This window comes from Variovorax sp. 54, from assembly GCF_002754375.1.
Classification (GTDB): domain Bacteria; phylum Pseudomonadota; class Gammaproteobacteria; order Burkholderiales; family Burkholderiaceae_C; genus Variovorax.
In genome coordinates this window covers 3,253,774-3,279,799 of the sequence record NZ_PEFF01000001.1, presented here as the reverse complement: position 1 = coordinate 3,279,799, position 26,026 = coordinate 3,253,774, and the positions used below count along the sequence as shown (strand labels likewise).

The 26,026-nt window shown below is 65.7% G+C and carries 22 protein-coding genes; 15 read left to right on the top strand and 7 right to left on the bottom strand.

Annotated features, from left to right (window positions below):
• The first annotated feature begins 56 nt into the window (after nucleotides 1–56).
• From CLU95_RS15205 to CLU95_RS15175, 7 genes are all read left to right on the top strand, one after another.
• Nucleotides 57–2,561 (top strand): type VI secretion system Vgr family protein, encoded by a 2,505-nt coding sequence (locus tag CLU95_RS15205; RefSeq protein WP_099794282.1) that lies wholly within the window; start codon nucleotides 57–59, stop codon nucleotides 2,559–2,561.
• A 14-nt stretch (nucleotides 2,562–2,575) separates the two neighbouring features.
• Nucleotides 2,576–3,688, top strand: coding sequence for a DUF4123 domain-containing protein (locus tag CLU95_RS15200; RefSeq protein WP_180288613.1), 1,113 nt, complete (start codon nucleotides 2,576–2,578; stop codon nucleotides 3,686–3,688).
• Between the two features lie 43 nt (nucleotides 3,689–3,731).
• Nucleotides 3,732–6,941: a metallophosphoesterase gene (locus tag CLU95_RS15195; RefSeq protein ID WP_180288612.1), complete on the top strand. Its 3,210-nt coding sequence runs from the start codon at nucleotides 3,732–3,734 to the stop codon at nucleotides 6,939–6,941.
• Nucleotides 6,942–7,023: 82 nt separating this feature from the next.
• Nucleotides 7,024–8,181, top strand: coding sequence for a hypothetical protein (locus CLU95_RS15190; RefSeq protein WP_143606003.1), 1,158 nt, complete (start codon nucleotides 7,024–7,026; stop codon nucleotides 8,179–8,181).
• A gap of 60 nt (nucleotides 8,182–8,241) precedes the next feature.
• Entirely contained in the window at nucleotides 8,242–8,490 is a 249-nt protein-coding gene (locus CLU95_RS15185) for a hypothetical protein (RefSeq protein ID WP_099794278.1), read from the top strand.
• Nucleotides 8,491–8,609: 119 nt separating this feature from the next.
• On the top strand, nucleotides 8,610–9,095 hold the full coding sequence (locus tag CLU95_RS15180) for a RidA family protein (protein WP_099794277.1): 486 nt from the start codon (nucleotides 8,610–8,612) through the stop codon (nucleotides 9,093–9,095).
• Nucleotides 9,092–9,568: a GNAT family N-acetyltransferase gene (locus CLU95_RS15175; RefSeq protein WP_099794276.1), complete on the top strand. Its 477-nt coding sequence runs from the start codon at nucleotides 9,092–9,094 to the stop codon at nucleotides 9,566–9,568. Before CLU95_RS15180 ends, CLU95_RS15175 begins: the two co-directional genes overlap by 4 nt.
• 4 nt (nucleotides 9,569–9,572) lie before the next feature.
• Here CLU95_RS15175 and CLU95_RS15170 read toward each other — a convergent pair whose 3' ends face one another.
• Both CLU95_RS15170 and CLU95_RS15165 read right to left on the bottom strand, forming a co-directional pair.
• Nucleotides 9,573–10,961 carry a sensor histidine kinase gene (locus tag CLU95_RS15170; RefSeq protein WP_099794275.1) on the bottom strand — a complete coding sequence of 463 codons (1,389 nt, stop codon included), beginning with the start codon at nucleotides 10,959–10,961 and terminating at the stop codon, nucleotides 9,573–9,575.
• Between the two features lie 10 nt (nucleotides 10,962–10,971).
• Nucleotides 10,972–11,661: a response regulator transcription factor gene (locus CLU95_RS15165; protein ID WP_099794274.1), complete on the bottom strand. Its 690-nt coding sequence runs from the start codon at nucleotides 11,659–11,661 to the stop codon at nucleotides 10,972–10,974.
• A gap of 115 nt (nucleotides 11,662–11,776) precedes the next feature.
• Here CLU95_RS15165 and CLU95_RS15160 point away from each other — a divergent pair, with 115 nt between their 5' ends.
• Genes CLU95_RS15160 through CLU95_RS15150 form a run of 3 tightly spaced genes read left to right on the top strand, consistent with a single transcriptional unit; the run spans nucleotide 11,777 to nucleotide 14,255 of the window.
• Nucleotides 11,777–12,661, top strand: a complete 885-nt coding sequence (locus CLU95_RS15160) for an alpha/beta hydrolase (RefSeq protein ID WP_099794273.1) — start codon at nucleotides 11,777–11,779, stop codon at nucleotides 12,659–12,661.
• Nucleotides 12,662–12,678: 17 nt separating this feature from the next.
• Complete coding sequence (locus CLU95_RS15155; protein WP_099794272.1) at nucleotides 12,679–12,966, top strand: phosphopantetheine-binding protein; 288 nt, start codon at nucleotides 12,679–12,681, stop codon at nucleotides 12,964–12,966.
• Nucleotides 12,963–14,255 (top strand): beta-ketoacyl-[acyl-carrier-protein] synthase family protein, encoded by a 1,293-nt coding sequence (locus tag CLU95_RS15150; RefSeq protein ID WP_099794271.1) that lies wholly within the window; start codon nucleotides 12,963–12,965, stop codon nucleotides 14,253–14,255. Before CLU95_RS15155 ends, CLU95_RS15150 begins: the two co-directional genes overlap by 4 nt.
• A 6-nt stretch (nucleotides 14,256–14,261) precedes the next feature.
• Here the strand turns inward: CLU95_RS15150 and CLU95_RS15145 are convergent, their stop codons facing one another.
• Complete coding sequence (locus tag CLU95_RS15145) at nucleotides 14,262–15,332, bottom strand: tetratricopeptide repeat-containing glycosyltransferase (RefSeq protein WP_099794270.1); 1,071 nt, start codon at nucleotides 15,330–15,332, stop codon at nucleotides 14,262–14,264.
• An 88-nt stretch (nucleotides 15,333–15,420) separates the two neighbouring features.
• Between CLU95_RS15145 and CLU95_RS15140 the strand changes: the two genes are divergently transcribed.
• On the top strand, nucleotides 15,421–15,972 hold the full coding sequence (locus CLU95_RS15140) for a GNAT family N-acetyltransferase (RefSeq protein ID WP_099794269.1): 552 nt from the start codon (nucleotides 15,421–15,423) through the stop codon (nucleotides 15,970–15,972).
• 13 nt (nucleotides 15,973–15,985) lie between these two features.
• On the opposite strand, the gene CLU95_RS15135 is transcribed toward CLU95_RS15140, so the two are convergent.
• Nucleotides 15,986–18,256, bottom strand: a complete 2,271-nt coding sequence (locus CLU95_RS15135) for a heavy metal translocating P-type ATPase (protein ID WP_099794268.1) — start codon at nucleotides 18,254–18,256, stop codon at nucleotides 15,986–15,988.
• Nucleotides 18,257–18,426: 170 nt separating this feature from the next.
• On the opposite strand from CLU95_RS15135, the gene CLU95_RS15130 reads away from it, so the two are divergent.
• Nucleotides 18,427–18,621, top strand: coding sequence for a heavy-metal-associated domain-containing protein (locus CLU95_RS15130; protein WP_099794267.1), 195 nt, complete (start codon nucleotides 18,427–18,429; stop codon nucleotides 18,619–18,621).
• Nucleotides 18,621–19,040, top strand: a complete 420-nt coding sequence (cueR, locus tag CLU95_RS15125) for a Cu(I)-responsive transcriptional regulator (protein ID WP_099797319.1) — start codon at nucleotides 18,621–18,623, stop codon at nucleotides 19,038–19,040. Before CLU95_RS15130 ends, cueR begins: the two co-directional genes overlap by 1 nt.
• Before the next feature lie 111 nt (nucleotides 19,041–19,151).
• On the opposite strand, the gene CLU95_RS15115 is transcribed toward cueR, so the two are convergent.
• Nucleotides 19,152–20,111, bottom strand: a complete 960-nt coding sequence (locus CLU95_RS15115) for a YcjF family protein (RefSeq protein WP_099794265.1) — start codon at nucleotides 20,109–20,111, stop codon at nucleotides 19,152–19,154.
• Between the two features lie 569 nt (nucleotides 20,112–20,680).
• Between CLU95_RS15115 and creB the strand changes: the two genes are divergently transcribed.
• Both creB and creC read left to right on the top strand, forming a co-directional pair.
• Nucleotides 20,681–21,475 (top strand): two-component system response regulator CreB, encoded by a 795-nt coding sequence (creB, locus tag CLU95_RS15110; RefSeq protein ID WP_099794264.1) that lies wholly within the window; start codon nucleotides 20,681–20,683, stop codon nucleotides 21,473–21,475.
• Nucleotides 21,472–22,914: a two-component system sensor histidine kinase CreC gene (creC, locus tag CLU95_RS15105; protein ID WP_099794263.1), complete on the top strand. Its 1,443-nt coding sequence runs from the start codon at nucleotides 21,472–21,474 to the stop codon at nucleotides 22,912–22,914. Before creB ends, creC begins: the two co-directional genes overlap by 4 nt.
• On the opposite strand, the gene CLU95_RS15100 is transcribed toward creC, so the two are convergent.
• Both CLU95_RS15100 and CLU95_RS15095 read right to left on the bottom strand, forming a co-directional pair.
• On the bottom strand, nucleotides 22,908–23,513 hold the full coding sequence (locus CLU95_RS15100) for a hypothetical protein (RefSeq protein WP_099794262.1): 606 nt from the start codon (nucleotides 23,511–23,513) through the stop codon (nucleotides 22,908–22,910). The two genes, creC and CLU95_RS15100, sit on opposite strands and share 7 nt — an antisense overlap.
• A 110-nt stretch (nucleotides 23,514–23,623) precedes the next feature.
• Nucleotides 23,624–26,017 (bottom strand): penicillin-binding protein 1A, encoded by a 2,394-nt coding sequence (locus CLU95_RS15095; RefSeq protein WP_099794261.1) that lies wholly within the window; start codon nucleotides 26,015–26,017, stop codon nucleotides 23,624–23,626.
• Between the last annotated feature and the right edge of the window lie 9 nt (nucleotides 26,018–26,026).

The following is a 26,026-nucleotide window of genomic DNA, read 5'->3' as shown; positions in this document are numbered from 1 at the left end:
CGCTGCGCAGTCCCTGCAGACTGCGCCGACCTCTTTTCCTCTCCAGGACGTTGTCGATGCCGCGCACGCTGTCTGTTTCTTCTGCTGCGATCCCTGTTGTTCTTGGTCGGGCTGCACTGGAGCCCGTGCGGCTGTCAGGGCATGAGGGGCTCAATGGCCTGTTTGCCTACGAGCTGTTCCTCAAGACCCCGGATGTGCTGGGTCTGTCCGGCGTCTCTATCGCCGCGGACTTCGACCTCGATGCCTTCATCGGCCGGGAGATCAGCTGCGAGATCGAACTCGATGGCTCTCCTCCTCGCCAGATCAACGCTCTGATCACCGACGCGGCCCTGTGGGGCGAAGAAGGCCGCCACGTCCAGTACAAGCTCACCCTTCGCCCCTGGCTGCACATGGCCACCCTGCGCACCGACTGCAGGATCTTCCAGAACCTCAGCGTCGTGCAGATCCTGGACGCGCTGCTCGCCGGCTATGCCTTCCCCGTGGACAAGCGCCTGATCGAGCACTACCCGGTGCGCGACTACCAGACCCAGTTCAACGAGAGCGACTTCGCCTTCTTCTGTCGCCTGTGCCAGGAATGGGGCATCAGCTATCACTTTGAGCACTCGGACGGCAAACACCGCCTGGTGCTCTCGGATGCCATGGGGGCCTATGCAGCCGGCGATCCGCTGTACGAGCAGGTGGAATACCACGCCCCAGGCTGGAAGATCGATGCCGAGTACATCCACAGCTTTGTGCCTGCGCATCAACTCACCAGTGGGAAGTACGCCACCCGGGACTACGACTACACGCGCCCCAGGGCGGATCTGGGTATTTCTCGAACTGACCCGCGCCCCACGGGGCAGGCCGAGGGCGAGGTCTACCAGTGGCATGCATCCGCAGCGGGAGGCAGTCACTACGCCCAGCCCAATGCAGGTACAGATACAAGCACTGACCCTCACGGCGAAGGTCGCCTGCTGTCCCTGCTGCGCATGCAGGCACTGCGCACCCACGGCGCCAGAGCCCAGGCCAGCGGCAACCTTCGAGGCATGGTGCCTGGGTGCACCTTCCAGTTGAGGAAGCACCCCAGGGAATCGGCCAATGCCGAGTACCTGATCCTGGACACCCGCTTCCTCATCGAAGACGTCGCTGAAGACAGCCAGAACCGAGAAGCCAATCCTGACCGCAAGCAGCAGTGGCGCGTGCAGGTCGACTTCACCGCGCACCCGGTGACCGAACCATTGCGCCCCGAACCGACACAGCCCAGGCCCGCGATGGTCGGCCCCCAGGTGGCGCTGGTGGTGGGCCCCGAGGGGCAGAACCTGTGGACCGACGAGCTGGGGCGCATCAAGGTGCAGTTCCCCTGGGATCGGCTGGGAGAGAAGAACCAGCACAGTAGCTGCTGGGTAAGGGTGAGTTCACCTTGGGCAGGCAACCAGCTCGGGGGCATCCAGATTCCGCGCATTGGCCAGGAGGTCATCGTCAGCTTCATCGCAGGAGATGCGGACCTGCCGATCTGCATGGGAAGAGTGCACAACCAGGTGAACCTGCCGCCGTGGCAACTCCCTGGCCAGAGTGCATTGAGCGGGTTCAGGAGCCGGGAGCTGACGGAAGGTGGAGGGAACAGTGCAGCGGGCAGATCGAATCACCTGATCCTGGACGACACGGCCGAAAAAATCCAGGTGCAACTCAAGAGTGATCACCAGAGCTCAAGCCTGAGCCTGGGAGCGATCACGCGCATCGAGGACAACGCAGGCAGGAAAGACCCGAGGGGAGAGGGGTTCGAGCTGAGGACGGATGCCCATGGGGTGCTTCGGGCGCAGGACGGCATGCTCATCACGACCGAAGGCCGCCCCGATGCGGCCCGCCACGCCAAAGACATGGGCGAAACCATCCAACGCCTGACGAGCGCACGCGACCAGATCGAAGGCCTGGCCGAAGCGGCCCGCACAGCCGAAGCTCAAGACAGCAACGACGACCAGTCCACCGTCGCGCAAGCCATCAAGCAGCAGAACGAAGACCTCCGGGGTCACGGCAGCCCATCGACCGAAGGCCGCTTCCCCGAGCTGGCCGCACCGCATCTCGTGCTGGCCAGTCCCGCAGACATCGCAGCCACGGCGACCACTCACCTGCATGCGCACACCGGCACACACATCCAGCTCACCAGCGGCGGCCACACCTCCCTGAGCGCCGCCCAGCGCATCCTCGCCAGCGTGGCGGAAGGCATGCGCATCTTCACGCTCAAGAGCGGCATCAAGGCCTTTGCCTCGCAAGGTGACATCCGCATCGAAGCCCAAAGCGACGCCATCGAGGCCACTGCCTTGAAAGACATCGACATCGTGAGCACCGAAGACACGGTCTACATCACCGCCAAGAAGAAGGTCACGATCAACGGCGGCACCAGCTTCAGCGAATGGAGCGAAGGCGGCATCCGGCACGGTACGCTGGGCACGTGGATCGAGCATGCCGCGATGCATGGGACACCGGGGCCGGACAAGAAGCCTGGTCCCACGGCACAGACCGTGTGCTGGGAGTGTCTGGCACGCGCTGCACGTCAGGCCTCGCCCGTGGCGCCCCGCGTTTGACACGACCGACACCGATGGAAATTCCAGCGTACGAACGCGAGGCGTTCGAGGACGAGATTTCGCAGACCATCGCGCAGGACATTGGCACTTTCGCCCGCCTCTCGCGCCAGAGCGGTCAACGTTGCTACGCACTGGTGAATGCCGGCCAATGTGGGGTGGTCGATGAGAACAGGCAGGAAGACGGATGGGTGGCGCGTCTGGTGGCGCGATACCAACTCGATGCGACACCTTTGTTCCTTCACACGCCGGAAGCCGCTGCGGCCGGCGTCGGACCTTGGCTGGTCGAACTGCCATCCATGCCCGAAGCCACGGATGCATCGCCATGGCTGCACGACCTCGCGCGCGGAGCAGGTGCCGTGCATGCCCTCAGTCTCGTGGCTTCGCCATTGCGGCCGGTCACGCTGGCCGCGCATCTTCGCAGCTGGCTCGACGCCGTGATCCTCCCGGACCCTGCACTCGAGGACGACGAGGCCGTCGGTGCCGTGCTCCGCTGGTTCGATCCGCGCATTGGTTTCGACATGGTGATTCGCTGGCCCGATGACGTTCGGCAAGGCTTCTTGAGCGCTTTCACCTGGACAGGATGGGACGCTGAATTCCATCCGCATGGTCTTCGATGCAGCAAGCCATACACGCCCCAAAGCGCCGCACGCACCGCGCCCATGCGACTGGACAAGGACCTGCTGCTCGCCATGGCTCCGCTCAACCGGGCCGACGCGCTCCTGGCCCATGTGCACGAGCGTTTCGGATCACAAGCGTTCCAGCCCATCGCCCCTGCCTTGCAGCGGTGGGTCGCCCTCGATCAGCTGCAAGCCGTGCAGCAACTTGGCCTGAGCGATTTCGAGGACTGGATCACTTTGCTGCAGCAGTCGCTGAGCCTGCATCCCGAACTGTCGCGCCTGCCGGGCCTTGCAGAAAGCCTTGTCGACGCGCGAGGCGCAGGGCGCACGCTCGCCCACGTCTTCGAAGCGCAGCCGGCCGAGTGGTGGCAACAACAACAGAATGCCGCGCCTCGCATGTGGGCTCAGAAAGCGTCTCGCTTTCTCGCGCCATTGCAGGCGCGACGCGGCACACCCGATGCCGCTCATGCTTTTTCCACGCTGTTTTCGGTCGCGCTGCCCGCCGCCTGACGCCGACATCTCACTCATTCGCCTCACCCCAGATCGATCCGTCATGCCCTACCAACCCAAGCCCGGCGTCTGCGACTGCTCGGAAACACCGCTGCTCGAAGAAGAAGCCATCATCCTGTTCCCCTGCCTGGGCTCGCCGTTGTTGCTGGCCCCTGACCAGGTCAAGGCCAGCATCTTCATCGCCGCGCCTTCGAGCATGCGTGGCAAGGCCAAGGCAGCGATCCCGACCGGTGAGGCCGTCGATATGTACAGGCTGGTCGACCAGCATCTGCGTGTGGTCGACCTTTCAAGTAAACAGGAGTCTGAGCAGGCCGAGGGCTCGACAAAAACCGGCACCCTTTTCGGCGATGGCACGGCATGTGCTGCCGCCAAACCTTGCATCAAGGCCTGGCTTGTCGGCTCTTTCGGACCTGGGGCGCTCGTCAACGATCGGCACGGCCGCCCCTTCGCCACCATCGCCCCTGCAGCGGCCCAGATCTACACCAAGGTGCAGGACATCTACGAAATCGAGCTCGACTTGTCGGCACCGCCCTTCGCCGATCTGCAGAAGCCCGGCACCATGAAAAGCCTCGCCTGGATGATCCGGTTGGGCACCGAAGACCGGAAGCTCGAGGCCTTCAAAGGCGTCAAGTACGCCGAAGCCCAGGACCTTGCCATCGCACGCTTCCTGCAACAGCAGGCCGCGCGCGACCCCTGGCACTTCGACAAGCTCCACGAATTCGCCATGCCGCCACCCGATGTCCCGTTCAGCTGGAGCAAGCCGGGACAAAGGCCCGCACTGGACACCCTCCTCAAGAGCTGGCACCCCGTCAAGCGCATGACCAAGCCGCGGCTCAAGCTAGGGCATCTCTCCGACGTTCATATCAACGTGCGCCAGAACGCCATGAGCCGCAGCGATGCCAAAGTGCTCGAGGAGGCCGACACGGCTTGGAACCGGCCGGTCGGCAGCAAGGTCTGCAACAGCTTCGAGGCCCTCAAGAAGCTGTTCGAGACGATGGCCACGGGCAGCAACCAAGTCGATGTCGTGCTGCTCACGGGAGACCTGATCGACTACAACCGCAACTTCAATCCCATGGCGGAACCCGGTGGCCCAGGCAGGATCGGCGAGCAGTGGAAAGCCTTCAACCTGCTGGGCAACGTTTTCGACAAGGACAAAGGCCGCCGCCTCTATCCGAGGGGCCTGGACGACATGATGGTCTTCAGCCTGGTGCGTGAGATGTACCGCAATCCAGCGTATCAATTGCCCATCATCATGACCAGCGGCAACCACGAGGCCTACCAGGTGCCCTACGGCATCAGTGCACGCGTGGAGGCAGGGGACCGGCACAACTGGGCGTTCATGCTCGGGGTGCTCGAGACCACGACGCCCAACCGCCGCGACGCGCGCAAGCGCATGGAAGAGAACGCCCGCACGTCCTGGCCCGACGGCAACGTTCCGGCAGAGGCCCGACGGACACAACGAGCCCTTGCGCAGCCCGATGCCGTGGAGCGCCACCGCGCCCAGTTCGAAGCGGCCAGCGCCTGGACGCGCGGCAAGGCCAATGAAGGCATGAGCCGCGACCACAACATGACCATCTACGAGGCCTGTCTCGCCTATGGCCCCACCTACGGTCACGCATTGACGGGCTACAACTTCGACGGCGGCCAGTTCGACTGGTTCTATGCGCTGTTCACACCACTTGCTGACGTGGTGTATGCCTACGGCGCGGAGAGCACCGACAAGCTGGGTACCAAGGCCGGACAGGTGATTGCAGCGCTCGGCTGGGGCATCGACGAAAACTTCAAGAACCTGCTGGGCGTTGCCGAGGCGGGAGTAGACCGCCAAGGGTCGGGAATACTCCCACGCGCCACCGAATCCTTCAGCCAAAACCAGTTGAAGCTGTTGAAGCAGGCCCGGAGCTACAAGGCCGCGAGCGAAGGCACGCTCACCGTCGCCACGCATTTCACCATCGTGAGCTTCGACGAACCCGAGCCCTACAGCAACGTGACCAAGAAGAAGGACCGGGTCTTCTTCCACCCCCGCGACGGCGCCACCGGTGTCTGGGGCATGAAGGCGGCGCTGAATCACGTCAACGTCGGCACTTGCGAAAAAAACCAGGCCACCTACCTGGCCCAATACGTTCAGCCGATGGATCAGGCGAAGACCGGCCCCAACCCCAAGGTGGATTGGCATCTGTCGGGGCACAGCCATCGCTCGGGCGTCTACAAGCTCGGTTGGGACCCCCGTGGCATCTACGCGTCGGATGGCTGGCGTGTCGAGGTGCGAGAAGCCAAGGACCCAGGCATCCACAACACGCAAACAGTCAAACCGAACACCGTGACGGCGCTGATCGTCTCCAGTTGCGGCGGGCCCATCGGCTACCAAAACCTGGACGGCGAACTCAGCGCCTGGACCGGCCGCCCGCCCGCGGGGACCGCGCTCGATCCCGCGACGGGTGATATCCGGCAGGTGAAAACCGATCGGTGTCATGTCGAGGGCGAATTCAAGGGCAAGGGCTTCAACGAGAAGCCTCGGCTGGCGGTGGCACTCGACTACCTGCACGCGATGAGCGGCTTGCCCAAGAAAGGCAATATCCGCGTGCCATTGCGCTTCAAGCCTGGGTACTTCGCCAAGAGCGGTCAGTTGGAGCTGGTCTTGAGCGAGCAGGTGCGCAAGCTGGGGTGTGTGGTGAGCGTGACGTTGTGGGTGTTCGAGAAAAACAGCCAAAAGCGTCCCGATGGATCTCGCGAGGAAACCAAGACCTGGCATCCCATCGTGCCCCGCTTGAACGGCACCACATTGAGTTTCAAAGACGAAGACAGGGCGATGCTGCTGTCGATGATGGACGCCACAACTGCGAGTTCCAACAGCGCCTTGGCGATGGCGTGGAGTCCCCGATCGGTGGTCGAGAACTATCCCAACACCGAATACGTGATGCTCCGCCAGCGACTGGTTCAGGCCTTCTGTGAAGTGACGCTGAAAGAACCCAGCCTCACCGACGCGGGCGAAAACTGGGGCAAAGACGTGCTCCATGCAGACCCGTGGGTGTTTCCGATGGACATCGCACTCATCGACGGCAACGTGAACATGGGCGGGTTCAGCCTGGACAAGTCGGACCCTGCGCGTCCGAGGAGCGCTGTGTGGCACTTTGGCCGACCAATGGGAGAGCGTGGGGAAGTGCCCGATTGGGATTTCTTGTCCGACAACTTCGCAAGCAAAGGATATGTCGACAAGAAGTCCGCCATCTGGGTCAACAAAAACCCCGTGCGATAGGCAGTGCGTGCAGCGACGCGACTTCCTTTCTACCTTCGGCTTGGCAGCAGCCTCCCTTTTCTTCCCTTTGACTGGATGCTCCATGAGCAGCAAACCCAACATCAAGAGTTTCAGCAGGATCTACCGCTATCTGCAGGATCCGGCTTTACGTACCCGTGAAACGGGCGATGCGCTGCTGACAATCGAGGGCGCGGAGTTCAGTGGACTCAATCTTCAAGGACTGGTCTGGCGCCATGTGAAATTCGTCAACTGCGACTTTGCGGGCGCCTATGAAATCAAGCTCGATCGACTCGAGAAGAGCACTTTCGAGCACTGCAAGTTTGTCGGCATCCACGGTTTTGGCGACATGGTGGACGTGACGCTTCATCGCTGTGCCTTTGGTGGAGAAACCTATGTGATGGGCTACTCGGACAGCAAGCGCCTGGTGTTCGACGAATGCAACTTCGTCGGAACGGACAGCAACCGCAATCACTGGGGTGCAGTGGGTGGCTATGGAGAAGCAGAGTTCGTGAGATGCAAAGGCAAATGGTTTGACTTGAGCGGACTCACCAAGTTGACGATTCGAGACTGTGAGTTCGAAACCGTTTCGAGCAAGCACGACCCCAGAGAGGTGGCCAATGTGCATGCGCCCGTCTTGATCGAACGCAGCAAGTTGCGCGGCAGTTTCAATATGGTTGCGAGTTCAATCCAATCGCTCATCATCCGTGACACCGTCATCGACACACTCGGCTTGACCGGCGCCACCATCAAGGAAGAACTCCTGATGGAACGCGTGCGCGGCGGCAGCGTCGAGGCGATCGTCAAAGGCGCCCAGCGCCTCACCGTGCGAGACAGCCAGTTCACTCCTCCCACATCCGGCGGAAAGTTCGTTTTCAATCTCGCAAGCAACGATGCCCAGGAAGTGTTGATCGAGAACACCTCGGTCCTTGGCGACAACATCCTCGTGGACATTGGCGGCGGCCCACACACCGAGTCCCTTGTTTTCCGAAAGAGCAAGTTCACCCGGCTTGACCTGCAGTACGCCCATGCGAAGCATCTGCTCCTGGAGAACTTCGAGGCGAACTCCGTGCGTTTGAACGATGCCCGCATCGGCAAGCTGGAACTGAGCTCGGCCGTCTTTTCCTTGACCCTGGACCTGTCCAACACCCAAGTCCATGAATTCAAGAAAACCGGTGGAACCAACTTGAAGAAACTGGGCGGTCTCAAGCTCGACGGATCCAACATCAAGCTGCCGCAATGAAGCATCCGCACATGAAAAAATCGACAGATCCGCGTTCGACAGCTACCACATCGAGCTGAGATGACAGGCTGCTTTTCAGACCCACATTTCTTCCTGCTGTGCAGCATTCCCTGGCTTCTTCTGGGATTGCTCGTCGGTGGCATCGTGCTCGGGTTCAAGATGGCACGAGACGGAGCAGGACTCTCGAGGTTCATGGGGGTTTTGATCTTCCTCATCTGCCTGCTCGGTGCACCTTTTCTTCTCTGGTTCAACACGGTGATTTTTAGCAGCAACCTGTCGTTCGGCAGCAATTGGATGGGCACCCGATAGCCGGTGCGCTGTGGCCGCACCAGCGGCAGCCTGTTCCCCACTGCGAGCCGTACGCCGAACGAATTGCCTTCGCAGCACGCGGCACGTACCCTTGGTTATTTACCGCACGCATCCTGACCATGACGCGCATTGCCGAACGCCTCCACGCCCTGAGCCTCGTCCTTCCTCCCCCCGTCACACCACCTCCCGGCGTCCTCCTCCCCTTCCAGTTCGTCCGCCTTATCGGCCGGCGCGCCATCATTTCGGGCCATGGCCCGTTGAATGCCGATGGCAGCATCGCCAAACCGCTCGGCAAGCTCGGGGCCGAGCTGACCGTCGAGCAGGGCTACACCGCCGCGCGCCTTACCGGGCTTGCGATGCTCGGCAGCCTGCAGCGCGCGCTCGGAGACCTGGACCGCATCACCGCATGGACGCGCGTGTTCGGCATGGTCGCTTCGGCGCCTGGCTTTCAGCAGCAGCCAACGGTCATCAATGGGTTTTCTGACCTGATCCTCGAACTCTTCGGCCCCGAAGTCGGCGCCCATGCGCGCAGCGCCGTGGGCATGGCCGAGTTGCCCTTCGGCATCCCGGTGGAGATCGAGGGCGAAGTCGAGTTCGACGCGTGAGCACCGACGCAGCGCCCTGGACCCTGCGCCGCGCGACCGCCGACGACGTGACAGCCGTCACCGCGTGCGCCGTCGAGGCCTTCCGCACCTACATCCCACGCCTGGGACTCACGCCGCGGCCAATGACGCGCGACTACGTCGAGGCCATCGCGCACCTGCAGGTCTGGGTGGCCGAGCGGCCGGAGCAACAGATCGGCGCGGCATTGCTGCTCGATGTCACCGACGAAGGCTTTCTCATCGACGTGATCGCGGTGCACCCCGATCACCAGGGCAGCGGCGCGGGCCGCGCATTGCTCGAACTGGCCGAGCGCGAAGCATTGCGCCAGGGCCACGCGTCGATCTACCTGTTCACCAACGAGAAGATGACCGAGAACCTCGCGCTCTACCAGCGCATCGGCTACGTCGCGTACCGGCGCGAATCGCTCGACGGCCGCACGCGGGTCTATCTGCGCAAGCCACTGACGGCCGCGTGAACTCTCAGGCGTCGTCGCCGAAGGTCACGCTCACGCGCAGGCCGGTCGGCTCGGCGGCTTCGAGTCGCAGCTCGGCCCCCAGCAGCTCGGCATAGCGTGCCACGATCGACAGCCCCAGGCCCGCGCCCTGCCCCAGCTTCTGGCCCGCGGGCCCTTGGGCCCAGCGTTGCATCAGGTCGCGCTGCGCCTCGATCGGAATGCCGGGCCCGTCGTCGATCACGCTCAGCGTGCGACCTGCGAGCTCGACGGTGATCGTGCGCCCGCCGTAGCGCAGCGCGTTGTCGATCAGGTTGTCGAGGATGCCCTCCACCAGCGCTTCGTTCGCAAGCACCGTCACGCCGCCCTCGTCGAGGCCGCGCGCGCCCAGGTCGACGCCGCGTGCATCGGCGCGCGCAAGGTGCCGCAGCACGGTCTGCTCGGCCAGCATGTCGAGTTGCACGGGCGTGCGTTGCAGGTCGGAGCGTGCCTCGTCGGCCAGCGCCAGGGCGAGCAGCTGGTCGATCAGATGGCTCGCGCGCGCCTGCCGTTCCGACACGCGCGCCAGCTGTTCGCGCCACACGCCGGTGTCGTGCTGCGCGAGCCCGTACTCGGCCAGTGCACGGATGCCGGCCAGCGGTGTGCGCAGTTCATGGGCCACGTTGCCGACGAACTCGCGCTGCGCGCGCACGCTGTAGCGCAGCCGGTCGAACAGCGCGTTGACGGCATCGCCCAGGCGCTGCAGTTCTTTCGAGGTCTGCGCCACGGTCACGGGCGAGAGGTCGCGCACATCGCGGATGTCGAGTGCGCGCTGCAATTCGCCGAGCGGCCGCAGGTCGCGCCGGATGCCATGCCAGAGCCACACGGCCAACAGCGCGAGCAGCAGCACCTGCGGTGCCATGGCATAGAAGAGCAGCCGCTGCACGAGCGCCGCGCGGCTCAGCGTGGTCTGCGCCACGATCACGCGGTAGGGCACGTGCAGGCCGGGCTCGGCGTCGTGGTCGAGCACCACGGCGCGCAGCACCTGGCCGTCGTAGTCGATGTCGGAAAAACGATAACGCGAGCCTTCGCCCGGCAGTGGCGCCTTCAGGTCGGAATTGCCCGAGATCGGCGTGCCGTCAAGCCGCTGCACCGAGAAGTAGACCTTGTCGGTCTGGTCGAACAGCACGGTCGCCACCTCGCGCGGCGTCAGCATCAGCTCGATGCCGCGCTCGCCGGCCTGCACGTTGGCCGACAGCGCATAAGCATCGTCGAGCATGCCGCGGTCGAAGGCCTGTTCCGAAAAGTAGTTGGCGATGACCAGCGCGATCACCGCGCCCGCCATCCAGGTGAGCGCCAGTGGCACCAGCACGTTGCGCAGAACGCGCCGCGTGAGCGAAGGTGCCACACGCGTGACGGGTAGAACTTCCTCGCTCACGGGTGGCTTCTCACTCCTCGGCCTCAAGCAGGTAGCCGATGCCGCGCAACGTGCGGATGCTTGCACCCGAACCGAGCAGCTTCTTGCGCAGGCGCGAAATGAACGCCTCGAGCGCGTTGTCACCCAGCGATTCGTCGAAGCCCGAGAGCTTGTCCGACAGCGCCCGCTTGCTCACCGTGCGGCCCGGCGGGCTCATGAGTTCCCACAGCACCTCGAATTCGCGCGCCGGCAGATCGAGCGGTGCGTTGGCAACAGCGAAGCGCCGCGCCTTGCGGTCGAGCTTGAGCTGGCCGAGCACCACGATGTCTTCCGTGCCCTTGGCGCGCCGCACCAGCGCGCGCAGCCGCGCTTCCACCTCGGCGAGATCGAAGGGCTTGCCCAGGTAGTCGTCGGCGCCCGCGTCGAGACCGGCGATGCGCTCTTCGGTGCGCCCTCGTGCCGTGAGCACCAGCACCGGCGTGCGATCGCCGCGCGCACGCGCCTGTCGCAGCGCAGTGAGGCCGCTCGCGAGACCGCTGGTGGGGCTGGCGGTGGCGGGCAGGTTGAGGTCGAGCAGCACGGCATCGAAGGGCTGCACGCGCCACAGGTGGTCGGCGTCTTCAACGTTGGTCGACACGTCGACCCGGTGACCGGCGTCGGCGAGGCTGCGCAGCATCACGTCGCGCAGCACGGTGTCATCTTCCACAAGCAGGATTCGCATGGTGAGTGAATGAATGGTGGGTGGATTTGTGGGTCTGCCCTGGCAATGGACGCGTCAGCGGCCGGTCAGTCGCTCACCGCGATAAACGCGACATGAGCATACGACACACCTCCCGATGAGTGCACGCGATCCCTCCGATCCCTTGAGCCTGGTGTCCCCCGCCGTGCAGCGCACCGCGGTGGTTCTGCTCCATGGTTTATGCAGCACGCCTGACGAGTTGCTGACCGTGCAATCGACCTTGCAGCGCCACGGGTATGCGGTGCAGCCGCTGTGCATCGCGGGCTACTCGTTCGACGCCGCTGCGCCGCTGCAGCAGGCCGTGCCTTTCGAACGCTGGCTCGACACCCTCGAAGCGCACGTGAAAACGCTGCGGCGCACGCACGACCGCGTGATGCTGGTCGGCATCTCGGCCGGCGCCTCGCTGGCGCTGGGCGGCGCGATCCGTTGCGGGCGCGAGGTGGATGCATTGGTACTCATGTCGACCACGCTGCGCTTCGACGGCTGGGCCGTGCCACGCACGCGCTTTCTGCTGCCGCTGGCTTTCTACACGCCGCTGGGCCGCTTCTGGCAGTACCGCGAGCGCCCGCCCTACGGCGTGAAGAACGAGCGCGTGCGCACCTGGATCGAGCGTGAACTGCGCCATCGCCAGGTCTCGCGCGCTGGCAGCGCGGTGATCGGCGTGGGCCACCTGCGCGAGCACGACCGGCTGATCCGCCACGTGCGGCAGCGCCTGAACGACGTGCAGTGCGACCAGGTGCTGGCGCTGCATGCACGCGAGGACGAGGTGGCCAGCCTGTCGAACCTCGACCTGCTCGTGCGCGGGCTGCGCTGCGCCTCGCTGCGCACCGTGGTGTTGAACAACAGCTACCACATGATCAGCATCGACAACGACCGCCAGCAGGTGGTGCGCGAAACCCTCGCCTTCGCCGAGACCGTGGCCCACGGCCCGGTGCCCGAACCCGTGTTCCGCGTCCGCGGACTTTCTGCTCTTCACGCCTGAAAGAAAGGAACCTCCTCATGTCTTCCTCTCCCACCTTCAACAGCATCGCCACCATCCTCGAGACCGACTTCCGTGTGGAACGCGCGAACATCTCGCCCACCACTGCGCTGTCGGACCTCGGTCTCGATTCGCTCGCGCTCATGGAGTTCGTCTTCGCGGTGGAAGACGCCTTCCACCTGCGCATTCCCGAAGACCGGCTCGACCCGCGCGAAGCGGGCATCACGCTGCAACGGCTGTGCGAAGTGATCGATGCCGAAGGTGAAGCAGTCGCTGCACACACCGAACCCCTGGCAGCAGCGGCATGAGCAGCGGCGCCGCCCACGCCGTGCTCGCGGCGGCTTCGACCGCGCACACCGCCGCCGCCCCCGTGCACGTGAGCGGCATCGGCTTCGTCACGCCGCTCGGACGCAGCATCGAAGCCCTCGACGATGCGCTGTTCGCCGGCCGTTCCGCGGTGCGCGCACAGACGCTCGAGATCCCGGGCATGGACCCGATGGCGATCGCCGCCGCCACCTGCGACTTCGACGCCAGCGGCGTGCGCAGCGCCTCGCGCTTGCCGCTGGACCGCGGCACCGCGATGGCATTGGCCGCCGCACAGGATGCCGCGGCCGATGCCGGGCTCGACCTCGACACCATCGACCGCGACCGCCTCGGCGTCTTCTGGGGCAGCGGCCTGGCCGGCGCCGGCACCTTCGACGCCACCACGCGCGCGCTCTACGGCGAACAGCGCCGCATGCGCCCCACCACCGTGCTCACCGTGATGCCCAACGCGGCCGTCGCCGAACTGGCGCTGCACTTCGGCGCACGCGGTGCGGCGTTGGCCTATGCCTGCGCCTGTGCCTCGTCCGCGGTGGCCATCGGCGAAGCCATGCGCGCCATCCGCGGCGGCTGGATCGACATCGCCATCGTCGGCGGCCACGACGCCATGCTCACGCCCGGTGTGATGGCCAGCTGGTACGCGATGCGCGTGATGGCGCCGCCGCCGGTGGATGCGCCTGCGTCCGCGTGCCGTCCGTTCTCGGCCGACCGCGCGGGCTTCGCCATCGGCGAAGGTGCCGCGGCGCTGGTGCTCGAGTCGGAAGCCCATGCGCGGGCGCGCGGCGCCGGCGCGCAGCCCTTCGTGCTCAGTGGCTACGCGAGCAATTGCGACGGCACGCACATCACGAATCCCGATCCGGCCGGCCAAGTCCGCGCCATGCGTGCGGCGCTGCGCGATGCCGGGCTCACGCCGTCAGACATCGGCCACATCAACGCCCACGGCACGGCGACCACAGCGGGCGACGCCGCCGAAGCTGCGTCGATCGGTGAACTGTTCGGCGACGCCGCACCGGTCAGCGCGACCAAGGCGATCCACGGCCATGTGCTCGGCGGCGGTGGCGCCATCGAACTCGTGGCGGCGTTGCGCGCATTGGCCCGCGAGGCTCTGCCGCCCATCGCCCATCTGCAGACGCCGGATGCCGCGTTCAACAACGTGGATTTCGTGCGCGGCACCGCACGTGAGGCGCGGGGGCTGCGCCATGTGCTGTCGAATTCCTTCGCCTTCGGCGGCACCAACGCGGTGATCGTGGCGAGCCGGCGCCTGGCCGATCGTTGACTCTCGTCAGAGCCCGTACGACGTTCGGTTGCCTTCGATGCGCGCCTGCTCCGAATCGGGAAACTTCTGTTCCGCGAGCAGGCGCCGCAGCGCTTCCCGACCTTGGTCGGGAGCGTTCGCGTAATAGGCGCTCACCACGAGTTCGTCGAGCGCACGCCACGCGTACACGGCCGCATCGACATACAGCGCATCCGACGGACAGGCGATGGCCGCCGCTTGTTGCGCGTAGAGATGCGCGAGCGCCAACTCGTCGCGCAGCCGATGGAAACGTGCCAGCGCGCACAACGGCTCCGCGCGCGTCGGTCGCATCTGGTACGCCTTGAGATAACCCTCGCGCACCTGCGCAGCATCGGCGCCGAGCCGCTCGTCGAGCGCTGCCACCTGGAACAGCGAGAACCACACCTCTTCGTCCCATCCACCCATGGTTGCGCGCGTCGTGTAGTGCGCGCGGCCTTCAGCAAGCAGGCCCGCATCGCGGCAGCTCTGCGCCAAGTAGAAGCGGTAGCGCGTGTGATCGGGTTCGTCGTGCAACGCACGTTCCAGCACCTCGATGTCGCGCAGGCAGGTGTCGACGCTGCGCGCACGCGCGCCGTCGCGCGAGACCTCGATCGAAGGCGCCATCAGGTGCGCCCACGTGTGCGGTGCGTCGCAGCTCAGGTGCTCATGCAGCACGCCTTCCCAACGCCACGGCAGATGCGTCGCGACCAGCGTGTTGCGGAAAAAATGCAAGCCATCGCTGTCGCACTGCAGCTGGTAGCCATCGCCCTCCATCGGCGGCCAGGCGAAGCCTTCGGGCACCACCAGTGTTTCGTCGGCATCGATGAACAGCAGCAGATCGCCGTGCGCGCGCGCCAGCTCGAGCGCCTCGTTGCGGTTGGACGCGAAGTCGACCCAAGGCCGTTCGTGCAACTCGCCGGGCAGGTCGCTCATGAACTCGCGGACCAGGTCTTGCGTGCCATCGGTCGAGCCGGTGTCGACGATCACCCAGTGGTCGATCCATGGCTTCACCGAAGCCAGGCAGCGCGCAATCACAGGCGCTTCGTTCTTGACGATCATGTTGAGGCAGATGCGCGGCATGGCAAAAACGTCCGGGAGAAGAGAGAGAGAGAGAGAGAGAGAGAAGAAGAAGGCGACAGAGCGCCGACGACTATAGCCACGCCTTGCTATGCTCCCGCGCATTCACCCCGCCAGATCACAGAGAAGAACAAAAGGGAAGACAGGAGACCCACGCACCATGCACCGCCCCGCCGCTGCTTCAGATTTCGACACCGTCTTCGATCTCTACATGCATGAGAAAGTCGTGCCCTACCTGGGCTACGACCCGATGCCGCGCGACGACTTTCGCGCGATCTTCCAGGAGCTGCTCGACAGCCGCGGCTTCTTCATCTTCGAGGTCGATGGCCAGGTCGCCGGCTTCTACCGCGTCACACGCTACCCGGGCCGCGCACAGCATGTGGCGAGCCTGGGCACGCTCGCGGTCGATCCGACTCTGCATGGCCGCGGCATCGCGCGGACCATGGTGACCGACGTGCTCGCGCGGCTGAAGGCCGAAGGCGTTCGCCGCGTCGAGCTGATGGCCGAGAGCGACAACGCCACGGCCCTTCGTTTCTATGCCCGGCTGGGCTTCGTGCAGGAAGGCACGCTGCGCCAGTTCTACCGCCGGGCCAATGACGCGGACTTCATCGACGAGCACCTGATGGCGCTGCTGTTCGACTGATCCGCTGTCGCGGTCAGTGCTGTTGTTGCTGCTGGTGCTTCGGCTTCCAGCGCCGCAGCAACAGCGCATTGGCCATCACGCTCACGCTCGACAGCGCCATCGCCGCACCGGCCACCACCGGGCTCAGCAAGCCGAAGGCCGCGAGCGGAATGCCGGCCACGTTGTAGGCAAAGGCCCAGAACAGGTTCTGCCGGATCTTCGCCACCGTGCGGCCCGAGAGCTCGAGCGCTTCGGCCACGAGGGCGAGGTCGCCGCGCATCAGCGTGATGCCGGCCGCTTCCATCGCCACGTCGGTGCCGCCGCCTGAAGGTGCCATCGCGATGCCCACGTCGGCCGCGGCCAGTGCGGGCGCATCGTTGGCACCGTCACCGACCATCGCCACCACGTGGCCGTTCTTGCGCAGCGCGCTCACCTGCTCGGCCTTGTCGGCCGGCAGCACGTCGGCGCGCACATCTTCGTCCGGAATGCCGAGCCGCGCCGCCATCGCCTGCGCTGCGCGCAGGTTGTCGCCCGAGATCATCACCACGCGAAGGCCGCGCGCACGCAGCGTGCGGATCGCTTCGGCAGCTTGCGGCTTCGGCTCGTCGGCGAAGGCGAGCAATGCCTGCACATGCGCGGAACCGGCGTCGTCGAAGCGCAGCAGTGCGGAGACCGTCGCGCCTTGCGACTGCAAGCGTTCGATGTCGGCTTCAGCCGGCATCGCATCGAGTTCGCGGCACCAGCGCAGGCTCGCGATGGCCCAGGTCGCGCCGTTCACTTCGCCGCGCACGCCGCGTCCCGGCATCGCCTGCATCGCACCGAGCGGCGGCGCCTGCAGGCCGCGTTCGGCAGCAGCCGTCAACACAGCGCGTGCGAGCGGATGCTCGCTGCCGCCTTGCAAGCTGGCGGCCGTGGCGAGCAGGTCGTTCTCGTTGGCCAGCGCACCGGCCGCGGGCAGCAGCGCCGTGAGCACGGGGCGGCCCACGGTCAGCGTGCCGGTCTTATCGAAGGCCACGGTGTCGACGCGATGTGCAATTTCCAAAGCGCGTGCGTCCTTGATGAGGATGCCGTGCTTCGCAGCCACGCCGGTGCCCGCCATCACCGCCACCGGCGTCGCAAGACCCAGCGCACACGGACAGGCGATCACCAGCACCGCCACCGCATGGATCAGCGCCGTTTCGACGCCGGCACCCGCGACCATCCAGCCCGCGAACGTGACGAGTGCGATCACCAGCACCACCGGCACGAACACCGCCGCCACCTGGTCGACCATGCGCTGGATCGGCGCCTTGGCGGCCTGCGCGTCTTCGACCAGCCGGATGATGCGCGCCAGCACGCTCTCGGCGCCGACCGCGCGCACCTCGATGACCATGCGGCCGTCGCCGTTCACCGCGCCGCCGGTCAATGCGTCGCCGGGGTTCTTGGCCACGGGCAGCGGTTCGCCCGTGAGCATCGATTCATCGACCTCGGACTGCCCTTCGAGCACGCGCGCATCGGCCGGCACGCGTTCGCCGGGGCGCACGGCGAGCCGGTCGCCGACCATCACGTCGGCCAGCGGCACGTCGCTTTCCTTGCCGCGTGCATTGATCAGGTGCGCCACTTCGGGCCGCAGTTGCTGCAGCGCGCGGATCGCCGAGGTGGCCTGGCGCTTGGCGCGCGCCTCGAGCCACTTGCCCAGCAGGACCAGCGTGATCACCACCGCCGAGGCTTCGAAATACAGGTGCGGCACCATGCCGTGCCCCGCATGCTCGCCGGTGGCAGCGCGCCACCACAACCACAGCGACAGGCCGAAGGCTGCGCTGGTGCCCAGCGCCACCAGCAGGTCCATGTTGCCGGTGCGGGCCTTGGCCGCATGCCAGCCCGCGCGGTAGAAACGCGCGCCGAGCCAGAACTGCACCGGCGTCGCGAGCAGCAGCTGCACCCAGGGTGGCAGCATCCAGCTCTGGCCGACGAGGTCGCCGAGCATCGGCGCCATCAGCGGGATCGACAGCGCCAGGCCGACGGCCACCGGCATGAAGCCGTGCCAGGGCGACATCGCCGCGGCCTCGTCTTGTGCGGTGCTTTCGGCGCGCGGCTCGTAGCCGGCGGCACGCACGGCACGGCGCAGCAGCAGGGCCATGTCCTCGCCGCCGGTGGCCACGATGCGGGCCGACTCGGTCGCGAGGTTGACGCTCACGTCCTGCACGCCGGGCACGTTCTTGAGTGCGCGCTCCACACGCATCACGCACGAGGCACAGGTCATGCCGCCGACCGAGAGGTCCAGCGTGGCGGCGGCCGAGGAGGGTTGGGGCTGAATGTGTTCCATGGTCCCGAGGCTAAAGCCTGACACCATGGCAAGGTCAAGCGCGGGTCTGTGAAAGCCCTTGGCTGGACATTGACATCGTGAGAGGGTTGAAACTGGCGTCGTCCCCGATTCGGGGGTTCAATCCTTCCACCCTTCATTCAATCATCCATTCCCCACAAGGAGCAACGACGATGAGCCAGAAATTCCAGGTCTCCGGCATGAGCTGCGGCCATTGCGTGAACGCGGTCCAAGATGCGGTACAGACGGTCGATCCGCATGCACAGGTCACGGTCGATCTCGAAACCGGTCATGTGGACGTGTTGAGCCAGCAGCCGCGCCAGGACATCGTGGCCGCGATCGAGAACGCCGGCTACGCCGTTCAATGATGGCGGCGACCACGGCCCCTGGCCGCCAGGTGGCCATCGGCGAGGCCGCGCGGCTGTCGGGCGTGTCTGCGCGCATGGTGCGCCACTACGAAGGTCTGGGCCTGCTGCCCGCGGTGGCGCGCACCGAGAGCGGCTACCGGCAGTACAACGACGCCGACATCCACACGCTGCGCTTCATCAAGCGCTCGCGCGATCTGGGTTTTTCGATGGAGGAAATCGCCGAACTGGTCGGCCTGTGGCACAACCGCCGCCGCGCCAGTTCGAGCGTGAAGCGCATCGCCGAAAAGCACCTCGGTGAACTCGAACAGCGCATCGCCGACATGCAGTCGATGCGCAGCACGCTCGCACACCTCGTGCATTGCTGCCATGGCGATGCGCGGCCCGACTGCCCGATCCTGGACGACCTGAGCCAGGTCTAGCGCTAGGCACTCCCCCAGGCTTCGCGCACTTCGTGTCGCTGCGCCAACCCCCTCGCCGGGGGCGATGCCGGTGGCCCGGCAAAGCCGGTTCCACGGTATCCCTGGAAAAAGTCAGGCGTTTTTAACGAGCGACAGCACCTGGCTCGTGTCCAAAGTACGCGCCCGTTCCTGGATCGCCGGCAGGTACTGCGTCTGCAGGCCCTGTCCTTCCTTCACCACGTTGGAGAACGCGTCCTTCAGCATCTGCGTGGACAGCGTGCGCCCGCCCGCGTAGTAGCGCTTGGCCACATGGCCGAGCGCATAGGTCGACGCGAAGCTCATGCCCGAGCTCACGGCCTGCTTGCCGAGACCGCCCAGCAGACCGCCGCCGACCTTGCCCAGCAAGCCGCCGAGCAGCTTGCGCCCGGCCTGCTCCAGGTACTGCGAGGTCAGGCCCACGCCCACGGTGGCCAGGAAATCCTTGATGTGGCCGGTGTCCAGCTGGTAGCCGTGCGCCTGCCCGATGCGGTAGACCAGCTTCATCTGCAGCGGAATGATCGCCATGGTCGACAGCGTCTCGGGCAGCAGCTCGAGCGCGCCGTTGAGGATGGCGGCGTTGAGGATCGCGCGGTCCAGCTCGGTGCTGTCGGGCGCCTGCGGCGGCGCAGGGGCTGCGGTCGTTGCTGCCGTTGCAGCCGTTACCGCCACAGCCGCCGGCACCGCGGCGGCAATGTCTTCCGCCCGCTGCGAGAACTGCGCCGCCGAGGCGTCCAGGCCGAGCGAGCTGCGCACGTCCATCAGGAAGAGCCGCTCGGGCTCCGACTGCACGCCGTCGGCGTCGCACATGCACACCGCCATCTCGTACGCCAGCTGCCGCGACTCGGCGCTTTTCAGCTCGCCGGCCACCGATGCCAGCGACACCCGCTTCATGAGCACGTCCTGGTAGATCGTCGGCAGGTTCACGCCGTCGGCCTGCGACAGGCCCTCGGCAATGCGCTTGATCTCGGCGCGCTCGCGTTCGTGCTTTTCGCCGTCGACGAAGGCCGCCAGCAGGCTCAAAGTGACGATCGCTTTTGTTTCAGAAGGTGTCATGTTCGAGATTTTTCGTCATGTGAAGGAGCCGATTGGGTCCGGGCCGCGCCCGAAGGTTCCTCCACGCGTTCTCCCCACAAAACTGGGGCAACTCTGTGGATAACCCCGGCACTGCTCTGTAGGGGCGTTGCAAGTTATTGATTTGCAAAGGAAATCTACAACCTGCTCAATTAACAGGCACTTAATTTCTCGACCCGAAAACCGCCTTTCGCAGAATTGCGGAAGGCTGTCAAAGGACAACTCTGGGGAGAGTTCTGGCACAAGCCATCGGTTATCCACAGGGCCGGCGGGTTACCCCATGTTGTCCAAGTTCCGGGTACACCACGGAAGCGCGGGTGCGCACAGTGACGCGGGCATGACAAGTCGTTGTCACGTCAAGGAAAAAGTGACCTTTCCACAGAAGGGTGCGACCCTTATCTACTACTACTAATTTGAATAAGAAGAATAAGAAGACAGGAAGAGGAAAAGCCGCGCCCGAAAAAAAAAGCCGCGAAAGGCCGCGCCGGTCTCCGGCGCCTCGGGCGAAAAACCGGGCACGGGTCGTCCTTGGGCCTCGCTAACATCGCTGGATGAGCTTCAAACCCCGGATCCTGATTGCCGAAGACGAATCGGGCATCGCCGACACGCTCCAGTACGTTTTGAGCAGCGACGGCTTCCAGCCGGTCTGGTGCGCCACGGCCGAAGAAGCCATCGCGCAGTTCGCGCAGGAACGCCCTGCGCTCGCCATCCTCGACATCGGATTGCCCGACCTGAACGGCTTCGAGCTCTTCAAACGCCTCCAGGCGCTGAATCAGTCGATGGGTGGCCCGGAGGTACCGATGGTGTTTTTGACGGCCCGCAGCGACGAAATAGACCGCGTGGTGGGCCTCGAACTCGGTGCAGACGACTACATTGCCAAGCCGTTCTCCCCGCGGGAGCTGGTCGCCCGGGTCCGAACCATCCTGCGGCGCAGTGCCAGAAACGGCGCAGGAAGCCCGCCAGCCGCCGCAGCGCCGATTCATGGGGTACCCCATCAAAACGCGCCGGCGCCGCTTCCAGCGGCGCCACAGACCCCCGCAACGCCCTTTTCGCTCGACAGCGAGCGCATGCAAATCCGCTACTACGGACGGCTGCTGGAACTCTCGCGCTACGAATACGGCCTGCTGAAACTCATGGTCCAGCGCCCGGGGCGCGTGTTCACGCGCGACGAACTGCTCCAGCTCGTCTGGGACGACGCCAGCGACAGCTTCGACCGCACGGTCGACGCGCACATCAAGACGCTGCGCGCCAAGCTCAAGACCATCGCGCCCGAGGTCGAGCCGATCCGCACCCTGCGCGGCACCGGCTACGCGCTGCACGAAGATCTGCCTGCCAGCAGGGCATGACGCGGCGCACGCGGATCTTCATCGGCATCCTGCTGATCTACACGGCGGGCATCGCCTTCCTGCTGTACCGCGTCGTCTCCGACATCGACCCGCGCTACCGCGAGTCGGCCGAAGAATCACTGGTCGAAACCTCGCAGCTCATGGCCAGCCTCGTCGAGCAGGACGTGATTGCCGGCGCGATCAACACGGCGCGGCTGGAGCCGCTGTTTCGCAGCGTCTACACGCGCGAGTTCTCGGCCCAGATCTACAACCTGCACAAGAGCCGGGTCGAGCTGCGCGTGTACGTCACCGACCGCACCGGCCGCGTGATGTTCGATTCGCTCGGCCGCCACCTGGGCAACGACTATTCGCAGTGGAGCGACGTGAAGCGCACGCTCGGCGGCCTGTACGGCGCGCGCACCTCGCGCGACGTCGACGGCGACCCGCGCACCTCCGTGATGTACGTCGGCGCACCGATCCGCTGGAACGACGAGATCGTCGGCGTCGTCAGCGTCGGCAAGCCGGTGCAGAGCTTCGGCCAGTTCGTCGAAGACGCACGCGTGCGCACCATCTGGGTCGGCGTCGGTTCGGCGCTGGCGCTGCTGCTGCTCACCGTGATCGTCTCGGTGTGGCTCGTGCGGCCCTTCGGCCTGATCCGCGACTACTGGACCTGGGTGCGCGCGCAGCGCAGCCTGAGCCTGTCGCGCATGGCGCGGCGCGCGGTCGATGCGGTGCGCACCGGCTTCGGCGAAATGCGCGATGCGCTCACCGGGCGCAACTACGTGGCCGACTACGTGCAGACCTTCACGCACGAAGTGAAGAGCCCGCTGTCGGCCATTCGCGGCGCGGCCGAGCTGCTGCAGGAACCGCAGATGCCGCACGACCAGCGCGAGCGTTTCCTGAAAAACATCGAACGCGAAACCCAGCGCATCCAGGAAATCGTCGACCGCATGATGGAGCTCACCGCGCTCGAAACGCGGCGCACCCTCGACCGCACCGAACCGGTGGCGCTGGGTCCACTCATCGAAGACATTGCCGCCAGCGCGCAACCCGCTGCGGGCCGGCGCGGCATCCAGCTGATCGTGAACATCCGCGAGCCCGCGGGCGTCGAAGGCGATCCGTTTCTGCTGCGCCGCGCGATCAGCAATCTGCTCGACAACGCGCTCGACTTTTCACCGCCCGACAGCGAGGTGCTGCTGACGCTGGAAACCACTTCGCGCCTCGCGCGCATCAATGTGCGCGACCACGGCCCGGGCATTCCGGACTACGCGCAGGACAAGGTCTTCCAGAAGTTCTATTCGCTCGCCCGGCCGCACAGTCAGAAGAAAAGCACGGGGCTGGGGCTGGCGTTCGTGAAGGAGATCGCGACGCTGCACCGGGGCCGCATCGACCTGGGCAACGCCACGCGCGGCGGCGCCGTGGCGACGCTCACGCTGCCGTTGTTGTCAACGCATCACTGACCGACCAGCGCGCGATACGCCTCGCGCGTCTCCGGGCTCACGGCTTCGAGCAATTGCTCGTACGAGGTCTGGTGCCGCGCCAGCATGCGCGCCGAGGCCACGGCCTTTGATTTGCAGAACCAGTGGCAGGTGTGCTGCATCAGGAACAGCTCGGCCGACATCGTGAAGGCCTTCGATTTCGGCGAACGGCCTGCGGCGTTCTTCGCCACGCCCGCGATGCCGCGCGCGTGAATCCGCAGCGCTTCGCGCAGGTCGAAACTCGCAGACGGGAACAGCGTGGTGGCGAACGGCAAGGCCACCGGCAGGCGGCTCACGCGCGTGTCGGCTTCGGGTTCGCGTGCCAGCTCGGCGGCGAAGGTTTCGAACTGGGCGGCGAGCTTTTCCTCGGTGGCGTCGAGCAGGTGCCAGATCTGCAGGCGACGCTCGGCGTCGTCTTCGCCGAGGCAGCGCAGGTAGCCCTGGGTCAGGCTCTCCATCAGCTTTTCGATCTGGTAGCGGCCCAGATGGCGACCGAGCAGCCCGATGCGCTGACGCTGTTCCTTGGACTTCAGGAGGTAGAAGCCGGCGGCAATGAGTGCCACCAGGGTGAGGATTTCCATGGATGCGAGAAAAGGGGAGAGAAGAGAAAAGACAAAAAAAATCGCGGGGGCCGCGGCACCGAGTGTAGGCACCGCGCGTCCCCCGCGTCTTTGGGTGATTTCGCCGCTGGCTAGCGGAAGAAATCGAGGATGCGGTTGCGTTCTTCAGGTGGCGGCGGTGCGCCCACCGGCGCACCGGTCAGCACTTCGACCGGCTGTATCGGCTGCTCGGCACTTTCCAGGCCCAGGCTCGCCACGTTGTGGCCCGGCGTGAAGTCGTCGAAGTACCACTCGCCGTCGATGCTCACCACGCCGGGCGGTTCGGCCGGCAACATCACGGGCACGCCACGCAGCGCCGACTGCATGTAGCCGGTCCAGATCGGCAGGCTCAGGCTGCCGCCGGTTTCGCCGCGCACGCCGAGCTGGCGCGGCGTGTCGTAGCCGACCCAGGCGATGCCCACGCGCGTCGGCTGGAAGCCCGCGAACCATGTGTCGAAAGAATCGTTGGTCGTGCCGGTCTTGCCGTACAGGTCGTCGCGCTTGAGCGCCTGGTAGGCCTTGAAGCCGGAGCCGCCCTTGACCACGCTTTGCAGCAGCGATTCCATGATGAACGCATTGCGCGCGGGAATGGCGCGGCGGCTTTCGTCGAGCGCCGGAGGCTCGGTTTCCATCAGCACCTTGTCCTTGAGGTCGGTGACACGGGTCACGAGGTAGGGGTTCACGCGGTAGCCGCCGTTGGCGAACACCGAATAGCCCACCGCCATCTGCATCGGCGTGACCGAGCCGGCGCCCAGGCCCATCGGCAGGTTGGCCGGGTGCTTGTCCTTGTCGAAGCCGAACTTGGTGACCCAGTCTTGCGCGTAGGGTGCGCCGATCGACTGCAGCACGCGCAGCGTGACCAGGTTCTTCGACTTCATGAGCGCATTGCGCAGCGGCATCGGGCCTTCGAAGGTGCCGTCGAAGTTCTTCGGGTCCCAGGGCTGGCCGCCGTTGGCGGCGGCATCGAAGACCAGCGGCGCGTCGTTCACCACGGTGGCGGGCGTGAAGCCTTTTTCGAGCGCGGCCGAATAGATGAAGGGCTTGAAGCTGGAGCCCGGCTGGCGCCAGGCCTGCGACACGTGGTTGAACTTGTTCTTGCCGAAGTCGAAACCGCCGACCAGCGCGGTGATGGCGCCGCTGCGCGGATCCATGGCGATGAAGGCGCCTTCCACTTCGGGCAGCTGCGTGATTTCCCAGGTGTTCTTCGGCGTCTTCGCGACGCGGATCACGGCGCCGCGGCGGATCTTGATGTTGGGCGGCGCCTTCGCGGCCAGGCCGGACTGCGCGGGCTTCAGGCCCTCGCCCGAGATCTCGAAGGCTTCGCCGTTGGCGCGCACCACGGTCACTTCCTTGGCGCTGGCTTCCAGCACCACGGCCGAGATCACGTCGCCGTTGTCGGGATGTTCGGCCAGCGCTTCGTCGACGGCCTCGTCAATTTCCTTCTGGCCGCTGGCCGGCAGGTCGACGAACTTCTCGGGGCCGCGGTACACCTGACGGCGCTCGTAATCCATGATGCCCTTGCGCAGCGACTTGTACGCCGCCGCCTGGTCGGCCGCCACCAGCGAGGTGTAGACCTTCATGCCGCTGGTGTAGATGCTGTCGCCGTACTGCGCGTACATCATCTGGCGCACGGTTTCGGCGACGTACTCGGCGTGCAGCCGGTTCGGATCGGCGGCGTCGCGCAGGTGCAGTTCTTCCTTCTTGGCCTCGGCCGCCTGTTCGGCGGTGATGAAGCCGGTTTCGTGCATGCGGTCGATCACGTAGAGCTGGCGCGCCCGCGCACGGCGCGGGTTGGCCACGGGGTTGTTGGCGCCCGGCGCCTTCGGCAGGCCGGCGAGCATGGCTGCTTCGGCAATGGTCACCTGCTGCAGCGGCTTGCCGAAGTAGGCCTCGGAGGCAGCGGCAAAACCGTAGGCGCGGTTGCCCAGGTAGATCTGGTTCAGGTAGATCTCGAGGATCTGGTCCTTGCTGAGCTGCTGCTCGAGCCGAAAGGCCAGCACGATCTCCGACGCCTTGCGGCTCAGCGTGCGCTCCGAGCTCAGGTAGACGTTGCGCGCCACCTGCATCGTGATGGTCGAGGCGCCCTGCTTGCGCCCGCCCTTGAAGCTGGCCACGGCCGCGCGCGCGAAGCCCTTGTAGTCCACGCCGCCGTGGTCGTAGAAGCGCGCGTCTTCCACGGCCTGCACGGCATCTTTCATGACCTGCGGAATGTTCGCGAAGGGCGTGAGGTTGCGGCGCTCTTCGCCGAACTCGCCGATCAGCGAGCCTTCGGCGGTGTACACGCGCAGTGGCAGCTTGGGCCGGTAGTCGGCCAGCTCCGAGATGTCGGGCAGCTTCGGGTAGATGGCGACCACCCCCACGATGGCGGCGCCCAACAGCGCGACGGCGCCGGCACCGGCCGCGATGGCGCTCCAGCCGGCGATGCGTTTCCAGGGGAGCTGGCGCAGCGCACCGGCGGGTTGGGACGAACGAGGTTCTTGGGACATTGGGATGGG

What these genes read in the sequence shown, in the direction of transcription:
- CLU95_RS15205 (WP_099794282.1), top strand. Translation starts at nt 57, where the DNA reads ATGCCGCGCACGCTGTCTGTTTCTTCTGCTGCGATCCCTGTTGTTCTT.
- CLU95_RS15200 (WP_180288613.1), top strand. Translation starts at nt 2,576, where the DNA reads ATGGAAATTCCAGCGTACGAACGCGAGGCGTTCGAGGACGAGATTTCG.
- CLU95_RS15195 (WP_180288612.1), top strand. Translation starts at nt 3,732, where the DNA reads ATGCCCTACCAACCCAAGCCCGGCGTCTGCGACTGCTCGGAAACACCG.
- CLU95_RS15190 (WP_143606003.1), top strand. Translation starts at nt 7,024, where the DNA reads ATGAGCAGCAAACCCAACATCAAGAGTTTCAGCAGGATCTACCGCTAT.
- CLU95_RS15185 (WP_099794278.1), top strand. Translation starts at nt 8,242, where the DNA reads ATGACAGGCTGCTTTTCAGACCCACATTTCTTCCTGCTGTGCAGCATT.
- CLU95_RS15180 (WP_099794277.1), top strand. Translation starts at nt 8,610, where the DNA reads ATGACGCGCATTGCCGAACGCCTCCACGCCCTGAGCCTCGTCCTTCCT.
- CLU95_RS15165 (WP_099794274.1), bottom strand. Translation starts at nt 11,661, where the DNA reads ATGCGAATCCTGCTTGTGGAAGATGACACCGTGCTGCGCGACGTGATG.
- CLU95_RS15160 (WP_099794273.1), top strand. Translation starts at nt 11,777, where the DNA reads ATGAGTGCACGCGATCCCTCCGATCCCTTGAGCCTGGTGTCCCCCGCC.
- CLU95_RS15155 (WP_099794272.1), top strand. Translation starts at nt 12,679, where the DNA reads ATGTCTTCCTCTCCCACCTTCAACAGCATCGCCACCATCCTCGAGACC.
- CLU95_RS15150 (WP_099794271.1), top strand. Translation starts at nt 12,963, where the DNA reads ATGAGCAGCGGCGCCGCCCACGCCGTGCTCGCGGCGGCTTCGACCGCG.
- CLU95_RS15145 (WP_099794270.1), bottom strand. Translation starts at nt 15,332, where the DNA reads ATGCCGCGCATCTGCCTCAACATGATCGTCAAGAACGAAGCGCCTGTG.
- CLU95_RS15140 (WP_099794269.1), top strand. Translation starts at nt 15,421, where the DNA reads ATGCTCCCGCGCATTCACCCCGCCAGATCACAGAGAAGAACAAAAGGG.
- CLU95_RS15135 (WP_099794268.1), bottom strand. Translation starts at nt 18,256, where the DNA reads ATGGAACACATTCAGCCCCAACCCTCCTCGGCCGCCGCCACGCTGGAC.
- CLU95_RS15130 (WP_099794267.1), top strand. Translation starts at nt 18,427, where the DNA reads ATGAGCCAGAAATTCCAGGTCTCCGGCATGAGCTGCGGCCATTGCGTG.
- cueR (WP_099797319.1), top strand. Translation starts at nt 18,621, where the DNA reads ATGGCGGCGACCACGGCCCCTGGCCGCCAGGTGGCCATCGGCGAGGCC.
- CLU95_RS15115 (WP_099794265.1), bottom strand. Translation starts at nt 20,111, where the DNA reads ATGACACCTTCTGAAACAAAAGCGATCGTCACTTTGAGCCTGCTGGCG.
- creB (WP_099794264.1), top strand. Translation starts at nt 20,681, where the DNA reads ATGAGCTTCAAACCCCGGATCCTGATTGCCGAAGACGAATCGGGCATC.
- creC (WP_099794263.1), top strand. Translation starts at nt 21,472, where the DNA reads ATGACGCGGCGCACGCGGATCTTCATCGGCATCCTGCTGATCTACACG.
- CLU95_RS15100 (WP_099794262.1), bottom strand. Translation starts at nt 23,513, where the DNA reads ATGGAAATCCTCACCCTGGTGGCACTCATTGCCGCCGGCTTCTACCTC.
- CLU95_RS15095 (WP_099794261.1), bottom strand. Translation starts at nt 26,017, where the DNA reads ATGTCCCAAGAACCTCGTTCGTCCCAACCCGCCGGTGCGCTGCGCCAG.